This is a genomic window from Ramlibacter sp. (genome assembly GCF_035706265.1).
GTDB lineage: Bacteria > Pseudomonadota > Gammaproteobacteria > Burkholderiales > Burkholderiaceae_C > Ramlibacter.
Map to the genome: position 1 here is coordinate 1 of NZ_DASSVG010000667.1, position 12,114 is coordinate 12,114.

Consider the following 12,114-nt stretch of genomic DNA (forward strand, 5'->3'; position numbering starts at 1 on the left):
AGGGCGCCGTCGGCGTCGTAGTAGAAGAGCGTGCGCTTGCCCGCGGCGTCGGTGGTGGAAGTGCGCCGGCCCGCCGCATCGTAGGTGTGGCGCAGCCCGTACTGGGCCCAGATGGCGTCCACCTCGGCCTGCGTCTGGCCGACCACCAGCAGCGAGGCGCCCTGCGCCGAGAGCTCGGCGATGCGGCGGCCCTGCAGGTCGTACTTCGCCAGCAGCGAACGCGTCTCCTCCGGCAGCACGGCCGTCTTGAGGGTGGACACGAGATTGCCCGCTTGGTCGTAGCTGTAGGCGGTGCGCAGTCCCTCCGGGCTCGTCTCCTGGGCGAGCCGGCCCAGGGCGTCGTAGCTGCGGGAAGTCGTCCTGTCCTGCGGGTTCGATGCCGGGCGGATCGCCGCCGGTGTGCTTGAGGCACTGACCGCCGCTGCAACCCGGTTGGCGTAGCGCACCGTCAAGGTGACATTGCCATTGTTGTCGTGGACGAACTCGGTGAGATAGCCCTCCGCGTCCACCGTAGCGATGCGCCGCCCCTTCCCGTCATAGAGGTGGACGGTGCGTGCGTCACCGGCGGCAGCCAGGGGCATCAGTTGCGCCAGCGCTCCGCCGGCGCGCAAGGTGGCATCGGTGGCCGTGGCATAGCGGACCGACTCGGCGAGTTGCCCCGCGGCGGTGTACTTGAACGCGGTGAGATAGCCCTCCCCGTCCAGCGTGGCGAGCAGCAGGCCGTCGGCATCGTGGAAGTTGCGGGTGATGCGGTCCTCGGGCGAGGCGGCCGGCGCGGCGATCGAGCCCGGTGCGGCGGCCGCCAGCGGGTTGGCATAGCGCACCACCGCCACCAGCCTGGAGGCGCCGTCGTAGCGGTTCTCCGTGACCGCCACCGTGTTTCCCGTCCCGTAGGTCTGCGCGCTGCGCAACAGGCGGCCCGCGGCGTCGTAGGAGCGCCACTCGCGCCGGTCCGCGGCGGAGGCGGCAGGGCGCACCGTGGCGGCGCGGACGCTCTCCACGGGAAGGCCGGCCGCGTCGACCAGCAGCGCGGTGTCGACAGCGGTGGCATACATGACGACGGAAGTGATGCGGCCACTGCCGTCGTACACGTACTCCGTCATCGTGCCGTTGCCGTCGACCTCCGCCTCCTTGCGGCCCGCCGGGTCGTACAGGATCCAGTTGCGCACGCCCGTCGGATCCTGCGTCATGCGCAGGCGGTCGCTCGTGTCGTGGAAGTAGCGGGTGACGCCCAGCGAGGCTCCCGCGGGATTGCTCTCGGCCACCGAAACGAGACGGCCCGCCTTGTCGTAGGCGGACGTGCGCACCAGACCGTTGGCGAGCGTGAGCACCGTCTTGCCCGCCGCGTCCTGGTATTGCGTGAGCGTGACGGCGCCCAGCGCATCGACGCTCGAGAGCACGCGGCCCAGGCCGTCGTAGACGTAGCTGGTGGCGCCCCCGGTGGCGGACACCGTTTTCAGCAGCCGGCCCGCCTGGTCGTAGACGAAGGTCTGGACGGACTGCGTGCCGTTGGCCACGCCTGCGCCCGTGGCGCTCACGCTGGCATAGCTGGTGCGGGTCTGCAGCTGCCCGCGCCCGTCGTAGCTCATTTCGGTGCGCTGGGTGGCGGCGGGATTCTGCAGGCCGGCCCAGGCGGCCATGTCCGCCTCCGTGGGCGCCTCCGACGCCGCCAGTGCCGCAATGGAATGGAAGCCCGCCGTGTACGTGATGGTGGCGACGCGCTGGCCGAAACCGTCGTAGCGGTGTTCGGTGACGCGCCCCTCGGCGCTCAGCTCGAAGCGCAGCAGATTGCGCCCGCCCGCGTCGTACACCTTGCGGGTGGTGAGCGGCTCCGTGGGCTGCGCGATGCCCGCGCCGTCGGGATCGGGAACCAGGTAGACGCTTTCCGTCAGCAGCTGGTTGCTGGCATCGAAGGTGCGCGTGACGGTGTTGCCGGTTGCGTCGCGCTGCAGCACCTGGTTGCCGTTGGCGTCGTACCCGAAGCTGACCGTGCGCCCCTGGCCGTCCGTCACGGAAATCACGTCGCCCTTGGCGTTGTAGGCGAACCGCTGCGTGGGAGTGGTCCCGCCCGGGGCCGGGGCGGTGATCTTCGTCAGGCGCCCGGACGCATCGACGTCGTAGCGGGTGACCAGGCCCTGGGCATCCGTGACGGTGGTGAACCCCAGGGCATAGGTGAAGGTGGTTGTGCGGTTCAGCCCATCGCGCACCGTCGCCACCTTGAAGTTGCCGTCGCCCGCATCGACATAGGTGAAGGCGAGGCTGCTGCCATCCGTCTGCGTGATGGTCGCGATGCGGTTGCTGGTGCCTTCGTAGGCGTAGGTGGTCTTGTAGACCTTGCCGTCGGCGATGCTGCCGTCCTCCGGCGAGAGATCGACCGTGACGCTCGCCAAGCGGTTCGCCACGTCGTAGCCGTAGCGCACGCGGGTGGTGGTGACCGTGCCGGCGACGGTGCGCACCTGCGAGAGGTTGTTGCCGCTGTAGTCGTAGAAGGTGGTTTCGCCACTTGCGGTGGTGACGGAGGCCAGAAAGCCGTTGGCGCCATAGGCGTAGGCGAGCGTGTTGCCGCTCGCGTCCGTGCAGGACAGGAGCCTGCGCGCGCCGCTGCCTTCGAAGCGCTGCGTCACGCCGGTGCTGCCGTCGCGCCATTCGAATTGCGCATCGGCCGCCACGTACGCGATGGTGTCGTAGGCGCCCCCGCCTTCGGTGGTGACGTACAGGCCGCGCGCCGCCTCGAAGGTGTAGACGGCCGTGCTGCCATCCCGGTCGATGCGGCTGATGCTGCTGCCGGCCGCATTGAGCACCCCCGCCAGCTGCAGCGAGACGACGCCGCTGGCCCAGTTGTCGCCGTTGTCGTCGTTGAACTGGCCCGCGCTGTTGTAGGTGCGCAGGACGGCGGCGTCCTCCCCGCGGGAGACCAGGAGCTCGTCCCGGCTCTGCAGCACCAGCATGCCGGTGGCAACGTTGACGTGCACACCCTGGCCGTTGCGCCCCTCGGTGGCGTTGCCGGCCACGCCGGCCTGGCCGAGCACTTCCCGCGAGGACAGTTCCAGGCCTGGCCTGATGCCGCTGACGATCGCTACCATGCTGCTGCTCTTTCCGTGCTGGGGGATGACTGCGGCATTCCGGATGGACGCCTCGGCCAGTACATCCGCAGCAAGGTCAGCGCCGTTTAGAGCGCGGGGTGGGTACTAAACACCTTGGGATCGCGACGGATATAGGGGAGGAGCGGGCCCGCGCAGGGCGGGCGGGGGCCGGCGTGGGGCGCCAGCAGCCGGTCGCGATCCCGCTGCACCGCGAGGCACCCCGAGGCGCCGCGGGCTCTCGCGGGCCTGCCTCGCCGATCTCAGTTGCGTTGGGGGCCGTTGCGGCCGTTCCGGTCCCGCGCCCGGGTGTGGCGCAGCACCGCCTCGCCGAGCGGGCCGCCGAAGAAGCCACCGCGGTCCAGCAGCCGCCGCGCCAGCCGCTCGATGGCAGCGCGGTCGCCGGCTTCGCCCGCCAGCAGGGCGCGCGCATAGCGGCCCGTCACGTTCGCCGGGTCCAGGCGGTCCGCGAGTTCCAGGTGATGGTGTGCTTCGTCGCGCTGGCCCGAGAGCGCCAGCACGAGCCCGAGCGCCCCGTGCGTCTCGGCGAAGTTGCGGTCGATCGCCAGGGCCGCGCGGAAGGCGGCGAGCGCATCCGGGCGGGCGCCTTGCAGCAACCGTGCCCAGCCCAGGGCGTGCCAGGTTCCGACGTGATCGGGCATGCGGCGCACGGCCTCTTCCAGTTGCGATTGCGCGAGCGGCAGGTCACCCGCCTGCAGGCTGGCCATGCCCAGCGCAGACCAGGTGCGGCCGTCCTCGGGGTTGCAGCGCAGCGCCTGCTGCAGCAACTCCGTCGCGCGGCCCGCGTCACCACCGGCCAGCGCCACGGAGCCGCGCGCCACCAGCGCTTCCACCTGCTGCGCATCCACGGCGAGCGCAGCGTCGGCCCATTCGCGGGCGGCGTCGAACTCCTCCTGGTCCAGCGCGATCAGGCTGGCGGCTCCCAGGGCGTGCGGCTGCAGCGTGCCGGCAGCGAGCTGCGCCCTCGCCCACGCAACCGCTTCGTCGAGCTGCTGCAGGCGGTGCATGGCACGCAGCCAGAGGACCTGCAAGGCCTCCAGCGGCTCCGGCCCGCCTGCGCGCGCCACATCGAGCCAGGGCTGCACGCCGGCGCGGCAGGCCTCGAAGTCGCCTTGCAGCAGCCGCACATAGGCGAGGTCGTGGGCCAGCACGGGCCCCTCGCCGACCATCGCCTGCAGGCGCTCCAGCAAGCCGGCAGCCGCCACGAGCTCGCGCCGGGCGATCGCCAGCCGCGCACGGCGGAACAGCCACTGGGCCGGATCGAGCGCCAGCCGCTCGGCCGAAGCGATGAGACGCTGCGCTTCTTCATGCGCGCCGCAGGCGATCGCCGCGTCGCAGGCCTCTGCGAGCAGGGCCGCATTGGAGGGATCCTGCTCCAGGTAGGCCCGCAGGCGCTGCAGGCGGCCAGCGGCGGGCGAAGCGGCGGCGACGGTCATCCCCGCCAGCATAGCGGCCCCGGCCGCGAAGCCAGGGACACCAAGTCCTGCGATCGAAGGATCAGCCCCGCTGCCGCGTGCGACGTTCGCGCGCGGCGAGCGCCAGCTCGCGCAGCACCTCCTCCGTCGCCTCCCACCCGAGGCAGCCGTCCGTGATCGACACCCCCGGCGCCAGCGCGACGCCGGTCTTCAGATCCTGCCGTCCCTCATGCAAATGGCTCTCGATCATCACGCCCATGATCCGCTGCTCGCCGGCCTGCAGCTGCCGCGCGACCTCGCGCGCCACCCAGGGCTGGCGCCGCCAGTCCTTGGCCGAATTCGCGTGCGAGCAATCCACCATCACCCGCTCCGTCGTGCCCGCCTTGCGCAGGATCGCGCAGGCCGCATCGATGTCCTGCGGCTCGTAGTTGGGCCCGCGCGAGCCGCCGCGCAGGATGATGTGGCAGTCCTCGTTGCCCTCGGTCTCGAACACCGCGCCCACGCCCATCTTCGTCATGCCCAGGAAGGCATGCGGCGCGCGGCAGGCGATGCAGGCGTCGGCAGCCATCTGCACGCTGCCGTCGGTGCCGTTCTTGAAGCCCACCGTGCAGCTCAGGCCCGAGGCCAGCTGGCGGTGGCTGGGGCTTTCCGTGGTGCGCGCGCCGATCGCGCCCCAGGAGATCAGGTCCGAGATGTATTGCGGGCTCAGCAGGTCGAGGAACTCGGTGCCGGCCGGCAGCCCGAGCTGCGCGATCTCCAGCAGCAGCCCGCGCGCGAGCCGCAGGCCCTCGTTGATGCGGAAGCTGCCGTCCAGGCGCGGGTCGTTGATGTAGCCCTTCCAGCCCACGGTGGTGCGCGGCTTCTCGAAGTACACGCGCATCACCAGCAGCAGGTGCTGCTCCAGCTCGCCGGCCAGCGCCTGCAGCCGGCGCGCGTACTCCATCGCCTGCGCATGGTCGTGGATCGAGCAAGGGCCCACCACGCACAGCAGGCGCGCATCGCGGCCATGCACCACGTCGGCCACCTGGCGGCGGCTGCGCTCCACGAAGGCCAGCACGGCATCGTCCACCGGCAGTTCGTACTGCAGCAGCGCGGGCGAGATCAGGGGGCGCACGTCGCGGATGCGCACGTCGTCCAGCCGCGTGGCCTGCGGCATCTCCTCGGCCCCTTCCGGCCGGGCGGCAATTTCCTTCATCGAGGCTCTCCTGTGGCCATCCACTATATTGCTTGACCATGTCAGCTTCCGTTGGAAACGCCTCCCACGCGGAGATCGCCTGGGGCGAACGCCAGGTCCGCATCGAATACCAGTGGGTCGGCAGCGCCGCGCCGGGCGCACCTCTGCTCGTCTTCCTGCACGAAGGGCTGGGCTCGGTGGCGATGTGGCGCGAATTCCCCGCGCGCCTGTGCCAGGCCGCCGGCGCGCGCGGCCTCGTGTACTCGCGCCCCGGCTACGGCCGCTCCACGCCGCGCGGCGCGCAAGAGCGCTGGACGCCGCACTTCATGCACCGGCAGGCCGAGGAGGTGCTGCCCGCGCTGCTGCGCGCGCTCGCCATCGATCCCACGCGCGATCCTCTCTGGCTCTTCGGTCACAGCGACGGCGGCTCGATCGCCCTGCTGTACGCGGCGGCCTTCCCGCAGGCGCTGCGCGGCGCGATCGTGCTGGCCCCGCACATCTTCGTGGAAGACGTGTCGGTGGCCAGCATCCAGCAGGCCCGCGAGGCCTATCTGCGCACGGATCTCAAGCAGCGCCTGGGCCGCTACCACGAGGATGCGGATTCGGCCTTCTGGGGCTGGAACGACATCTGGCTCGACCCGGCCTTCCGCGGCTGGAACATCGAGCGCGAAATCGCGGCCATCCGCTGCCCGCTGCTGGCCGTGCAGGGCGTGGACGACGAGTACGGCACGCTGGAGCAGGTCCGCGGCATCGCTCGCGCCGTGCCGCAGACGCAGTTGCTGGAGCTGCCGGAGTGCGGCCACTCGCCGCACAAGGACCAGCCGCGGGCCGTGATCGAGGCGGCGGCGCGCTTCCTGCGCGAGGCGGCTGGATTCCCGGCTGCGCGGGAATGACGGGGGTGGCGGTTTCCGATAGCGGCCTGCGCGCGGCCGTCCTCCTGCTGTCGATCGCCAGCTTCTTCAGCGGCGCGGCCCTGCGCATCTGCGATGGCTTGCTGCCGCGGCTGGCGGCGGACTTCTCCGTCACGGCCGGGACCGCCGGCGAGGTGATCCTCGCCTTCGCCATGGCCTACGGCTTCTCCCAGCTCGCCTACGGCCAGCTCGGCGACCGCTACGGCAAGGCGCGCGTGGTGTGCATCGCCCTCTTCGCGTCCGCGGCCGGCGCCTTCGCGTGCCTCTTCGCGCCGAGCCTCGACGCGCTGGTGCGGCTGCGCGTCCTGTGGGGGGCGGTGGCCGGCGGCGTGATCCCGATGTCGATGGCCTGGATCGGCGACAACGTGCCGTGGGAACAGCGCCAGGCCACGCTCGCCCGCCTGCTGCTCGGCACGCTCTCGGGCATGACGGCCGGCCAGCTCGCGGGCGGCCTGTTCGCCGATTCGGCCTGGGGCTGGCGCGGCGCCTTCGGGGCCCTGTGCATCGGCTATCTCGTGGTGGCCACGCTGCTGCTCGCGCGCCTGCACAGCATCCCTTCGCATCCGGCCTCGCACGCCCCGGCCGCCAACTTTCTGGCGCCCATGCGAGAGATCCTGCGCATGCCCTGGCCGCGCGTGGTGCTGCTCGCCGTGCTGGCCGAAGGTGTGTTCCTGCTCGGCCCGCTCGCCTACCTGCCGGCGTACCTGCACCAGCGCTTCGGGCTCGCGCTCTCGGTGGCCTCCGGCTACGTGGCGCTGTACGCAATCGGCGGCGTGCTGTACGCGAGGGTGGCGCAGCACATCGTGCGCCGCTTCGGCGAGCGCAGGATGGTGGGGTGGGGCGGCTTGGTCGTCGGCCTGGGCTTCCTGGCCTGGTACCTGATCCCCTATGGCTGGATCGCCGCACCGGTGGCACTGCTGGTGGGCTTCGGCACCTACCTGTACCACAACACGTTGCAGACGCACGGCACGCAGATGGCGCCGGCGCGGCGCGGCACGGGCATGTCGCTGTTCGCCTTCGCGTTCTTCAGCGGCCAGGCGATCGGCGTCGCGCTGGCGGGCCGGGCCTTCGACCGCTTCGGCGCCGCACCGGTGCTGCTGGTGCCGGCGCTCGCACTGCCCCTGGCAGGATGGGCTTTCGCGCGGGCGCTGAAGCACCGTGCCGCCGCCTGAAGTAGGCTTGCGTCCCCCGTTCCACCGCAGGAGGCAAAGGCGATGCAGGCAGCGTTCTACACCAGGCAGGGTCCGGCGGCCGAAGTGCTGCAGGTCGGCGAACAACCCACCCCGCAGCCGGGGCCCGGCGAGGTGCGCGTGCGGCTGCACACCTCGGGCGTCAACCCGTCCGACTACAAGGTGCGCCGGGGCGGCTTCGGCCGCGCGCTGGGCTATCCGCTCGTGATCCCGCACAGCGACGGCGCCGGCGTGATCGACGCCGTGGGCGAAGGCGTGCCGGCCGCGCGCATCGGCGAGCGGGTCTGGCTGTGGAACGCTCAATGGATGCGGCCCTTCGGCACGGCGGCGCAGGCCATCGCGCTGCCGGCGGCGCAGGCGGTGCCCCTGCCGGATTCCGTCGGTGACGCCGAAGCCGCCTGCCTCGGCATCCCCGCGATCACCGGGCTGCATGCCGTGCGGCTCGCGCAGGTGCAGCCGGGCATGAACGTGCTGGTCTCGGGCGGCGCCGGCTCGGTGGGGCACTACGCGATCCAGTTCGCGCGGCTGCGCGGCGCCACGGTGCTCACCACCGTCAGCAGCGAGGAGAAGGCCGCCCACGCGCGCCGCGCCGGCGCCGCGCACACCATCCTCTACCGCGACGAGGACGTGGGCGCGCGCGTGCAGCAGCTCACGCAGGGACGCGGCGTCGACGCCGTGATCGAGATGGACTTCACCGCCAACGCGCGGCTCTATCCGGCCTGCGTGCGGCCCGGCGCCACCATCGCCGTGTACGGCATGGGGCAGATGGAGGCCAACCTGCCCACCTTCTGGTTCATGCGCAACCGCATCACCCTGAAGTTCGCCTACGTGTACGAGCTGGAACCCGCCGAGCGCGAGGCCTGCCTGCGCGAACTGGGCGCGCTGCTGCGCGAAGGCGCGCTGCAGCACGCCGTGGCGCTGCGCCTGCCGTTGTCGGAGATCGTGCGCGCCCACGAGATCGTGGAGCAAGGCGGCGCGATGGGCAACGTGGTTCTCGACATTCCCCAAGGAGACGACTGAGATGGATCTGCAACTTCGCGGCCGGCACGTGCTGGTCACCGGCGGCAGCCGCGGCATCGGCCTGGCCTGCGCGCGCGACTTCCTGGCCGAGGGCTGCAAGGTGAGCCTGGTGGGCCGCAACCCGGAGCACATGCAAAGGGCACTGGCCGAACTGCGCCCGCTCGGCGAGGTGCACGGCCAATGCGCCGACCTGGCCGACCCGGCCGCGGCGCTGAAGGCGGTGGACGCGGCCGAAGCGGCCCTCGGTCCCATCGACGTGCTGGTGAATTCGGCCGGCGCCGCCCGCCGCACGCCGCACGACGAGCTGCAGCCGCAGGCCTGGCACGATGCGATGCAGGCCAAGTTCTTCACCTACATCCACGTGCTGGACCCGGTGGTCAAGCGCATGGGCGCGCGCGGCGCCGGCACCGTGGTCAACGTGATCGGCATGGGCGGCAAGGTCGCGACCACCACGCACCTGGCAGGCGGCGCGGCCAACGCGGCGCTGATGCTGGCCACCGCCGGCCTGGCGGCGGCGTGGGGGCCGCGCGGCGTGCGCATCAATGCGGTGAACCCGACGCTCACGCTGACGGAGCGGCTGGCCGAAGGCTTCGCGGTCGACGCGCGCCTGCGCAGCACCAGCCAGGAGGAGGTGCAGCGCCAGGCGGAGAAGAAGATGCCGCTGGGGCGGATCGCCCGGCCCGAGGAGGTGGCGGCGGCGGTGCTGTTCCTCGCCTCGCCGCGCGCCTCCTACATCTCGGGCGCGATCCTGTCGATGGATGGCGCGGCGACGCCGATGGTCGTCTAGGCGACTACACCGTCACCGGCCGGCCCGCGATCAGTCGGTCGAGCGTGGCCACCAGGGCCTCCGGGTCGACCGGGGCGACCAGGTACTCGTCTGCGCCGGCCTCCTTGCCGGTGCGCTGTTCGTCGGGGGTCACGTAGATGGCGGAGACGTGCACCACCGGCAGCGAGGCGGTGGGGGCGCGCTGCCGCAGCAGGCGGCAGACTTCGAAGCCGAGCAGGTCGGGCAGGTGAACGTCCAGCACCACGGCAGACACGAATTCGACCAGTTCCAGCGCTTCGGCACCGGCCGAGGCTTCCACGGTATTGAATCCGGCGGCCCGCAATGCCCGGGCGCTCGCATAGCGTGACGCGGGGTTGTCATCCACCACGAGGACGCTGTGGTGCGATCGATCGATCATGGGCGGGTAGGGCTGAATGGAAGAGAGGAGTGTATGCGCGGCGGCACCGGATGCACAGGCCCGGCTTTTAGGGGTGTCGCGTACGTGCCCAGCTCGGCCGCAGGCCGCCTGAATGGTGTTTGTCCTACTCCGGGCGGCATGCCCGCCTACCAGAATGGGCCGGAGCCCGGGAGTCGCCCCGGCTCGCGCAGCCCATCCCTTGAAAGGACCCACTCCGATGAAAGTCGACATCTACCGGCGCGAGGAAGCGCATCAGATGTTCAGCTATCTGATCGTGCCGCAGGGACAGGACATTCCGCCGGAAGCGGACAACGTCGACTGGCACGTGCGCCAGCTCGCCGTGGACGTGGACGACACGCAGGAGCACCTGCACCCCTACGAGATCGACAATCCCCGCGCCCAGATCGCCGAAAAGGGCTACGCCATCACCAGCATCTACCACCAGGTCCCGGCCCAGGCCGCACCCTGACGGCGAGCGGAACCGTCAAGGATTCCAGCCGCCGCCCAGCGAGCGATACAGCTGCACCTGGTTCTGCAGGCTCGCCAGCCGGGCCTGCACCAGGGCCTGTTGCGCCGCGAACAGCGAGCGCTGGGCGTCCAGCAGGTCCAGGTAGCTCGCCACCCCGTTCTCGTAGCGCAGCCGCGCCAGCCGGTAGCGCACCGTCTCCGCCTCCACCACGGCCGCCTGGGCGCGCACCTGCTCGCCGAAGGTCGCGCGGCCCGCGAGGGCATCGGCCACCTCGCGGAAGGCCTGCTGGATCGCGCGCTCGTACTGCGCCACGGCGATGTCGCGCGACACTTCGGTGGCAGCAAGGTTGGCGCGGTTGCGGCCGGCGTCGAAGATCGTCTGCACCAGGGTCGGCGCCACCGTGAAGCCCCAGGCGCCGCCCTTGAACAGGCCGGCCAGGTCCGAGCTCGCCGTCCCGATGCCGGCCGTGAGCGTGATGCGCGGGAAGAACGCGGCACGGGCCGCGCCGATGTTGGCGTTGGCGGCCAGCAGCTGCTGCTCCGCCTGGCGCACGTCGGGGCGGCGCACCAGCACGTCGGAGGGCAGGCCCGCCGGCACGTCGGCCAGCAGCACCTTGCCGGTCGTGAGGCCCACCTCGTACTGCGGCGACACCGGCTCGCCGACCAGCAGCGCCAGCGTGTCGAGGTCGGTGGCGCGCTGCCGCTGCAACTGCGCGAGCGTCGCCCGTGCCGTCTCGTAGAGCGACTGCGCGAGGCGGAAATCGAGCTCGGACGAGGCGCCGTTCTCGAAGCGCAGGCGCGTCAGCCGCAGCGACTCCTCGCGCGTCTGAAGCGTCTGGCGCGTGAGCTCCAGCAGTTCCTCGTCGGCGGCGAGCGCCAGCCAGGTGCTCGCCACGCTCGCCACCAGCGTCGTCTGCGCCGCGTTGCGGCCCTCCTCGGTGGCGAAGTACTGCGCCAGCGCCGCCTCGCTCAGGCTCGCGATGCGGCCGAACAGGTCGATCTCCCAGGCGCTGAAGGCGATGTTGGCCTGCAGCGTGGTCACCTGTTGGCCGTTGACGGGGCTCGGCGCGCGCGAGGCGCTCGCGGTGCCGGCCACCGTGGGCAGCCGGTCGGCGTTGCGGATGTCGTACTGGGCGCGGGCCTGCGCGATGTTCAGCACCGCCACCCGCAGGTCGCGGTTGTTGCGCAGCGCGGTGGCGATCAGCGTGCGCAGGCGCTCGTCGGTGAAGAACTGCTGCCACGGCAGCGAAGCGGCGGGCGTGCCCTCTTGCGCCGCCGGATAGGGGAACGCATCGGGCACGGGCAGCGCGGGCCGCTCGTACTTCGGGATCAGCGAGGTGCAGCCGGCCAGCACGAGCGCGGCCGCCAGCGCGCCCAGCGTCTTGAAGGAACCACTCATATCTGGTCTCCCGCGGTGGCGCCGGCCGGCACGTCGTGCTGGAGCTCGTGCCGGTACAGCTTGTTCTGGCGCTCGCTGCCCCGGAAGAAGCCGCGCACCACCACGAAGAAGATGGGAACGAAGAAGATCGCCAGGCCGGTGCCGGTGAGCATGCCGCCCAGCACCCCGGTGCCGATGGCGCGCTGGCTCGCCGAGCCGGCGCCGCTGGCGATGGCCAGCGGCAGCACGCCGAGGCCGAAGGCCATGGAGGTC

Annotated in this window: 11 protein-coding genes; 5 read left to right on the forward strand and 6 right to left on the reverse strand. The window is 71.6% G+C overall.

Annotated features, from left to right (window positions below; all coding sequences use genetic code 11):
• From VFM98_RS23920 to VFM98_RS23930, 3 genes are all read right to left on the reverse strand, one after another.
• Positions 1-3,083, reverse strand: a 3,083-nt coding sequence (locus VFM98_RS23920) for a hypothetical protein (protein WP_325112396.1), incomplete at its 3' end; no start/stop codon positions are given.
• Between the two features lie 260 nt (positions 3,084-3,343).
• Positions 3,344-4,537, reverse strand: a complete 1,194-nt coding sequence (locus VFM98_RS23925) for a tetratricopeptide repeat protein (RefSeq protein ID WP_325112397.1) — start codon at positions 4,535-4,537, stop codon at positions 3,344-3,346.
• 61 nt (positions 4,538-4,598) lie between these two features.
• A complete protein-coding gene (locus VFM98_RS23930) occupies positions 4,599-5,711 on the reverse strand; it encodes a 3-deoxy-7-phosphoheptulonate synthase (protein WP_325112398.1) in 1,113 nt (370 codons plus the stop codon).
• Between the two features lie 38 nt (positions 5,712-5,749).
• Here VFM98_RS23930 and VFM98_RS23935 point away from each other — a divergent pair, with 38 nt between their 5' ends.
• The 4 genes from VFM98_RS23935 to VFM98_RS23950 are packed head-to-tail and all read left to right on the forward strand — an operon-like array spanning position 5,750 to position 9,598.
• The gene (locus VFM98_RS23935; RefSeq protein WP_325112399.1) at positions 5,750-6,583 is read left to right on the forward strand and encodes an alpha/beta fold hydrolase; all 834 of its coding nucleotides are present in this window, start codon (positions 5,750-5,752) and stop codon (positions 6,581-6,583) included.
• Positions 6,584-6,588: 5 nt separating this feature from the next.
• Positions 6,589-7,773 carry an MFS transporter gene (locus VFM98_RS23940; RefSeq protein ID WP_325112400.1) on the forward strand — a complete coding sequence of 395 codons (1,185 nt, stop codon included), beginning with the start codon at positions 6,589-6,591 and terminating at the stop codon, positions 7,771-7,773.
• Positions 7,774-7,815: 42 nt separating this feature from the next.
• On the forward strand, positions 7,816-8,811 hold the full coding sequence (locus tag VFM98_RS23945) for an NADPH:quinone reductase (protein WP_325112401.1): 996 nt from the start codon (positions 7,816-7,818) through the stop codon (positions 8,809-8,811).
• Between the two features lies 1 nt (position 8,812).
• Positions 8,813-9,598, forward strand: coding sequence for an SDR family oxidoreductase (locus VFM98_RS23950; RefSeq protein ID WP_325112402.1), 786 nt, complete (start codon positions 8,813-8,815; stop codon positions 9,596-9,598).
• 4 nt (positions 9,599-9,602) lie between these two features.
• On the opposite strand, the gene VFM98_RS23955 is transcribed toward VFM98_RS23950, so the two are convergent.
• Entirely contained in the window at positions 9,603-9,995 is a 393-nt protein-coding gene (locus tag VFM98_RS23955; RefSeq protein ID WP_325112403.1) for a response regulator, read from the reverse strand.
• 217 nt (positions 9,996-10,212) lie between these two features.
• Here VFM98_RS23955 and VFM98_RS23960 point away from each other — a divergent pair, with 217 nt between their 5' ends.
• Positions 10,213-10,464, forward strand: a complete 252-nt coding sequence (locus tag VFM98_RS23960) for a DUF6139 family protein (protein WP_325112404.1) — start codon at positions 10,213-10,215, stop codon at positions 10,462-10,464.
• Between the two features lie 15 nt (positions 10,465-10,479).
• Here VFM98_RS23960 and VFM98_RS23965 read toward each other — a convergent pair whose 3' ends face one another.
• Positions 10,480-11,862 carry an efflux transporter outer membrane subunit gene (locus VFM98_RS23965; RefSeq protein ID WP_325112405.1) on the reverse strand — a complete coding sequence of 461 codons (1,383 nt, stop codon included), beginning with the start codon at positions 11,860-11,862 and terminating at the stop codon, positions 10,480-10,482.
• Positions 11,859-12,114 (reverse strand): efflux RND transporter permease subunit (locus VFM98_RS23970; RefSeq protein WP_325112406.1); only part of this gene is annotated, 256 nt, incomplete at its 5' end. The genes VFM98_RS23965 and VFM98_RS23970, both read right to left, overlap by 4 nt.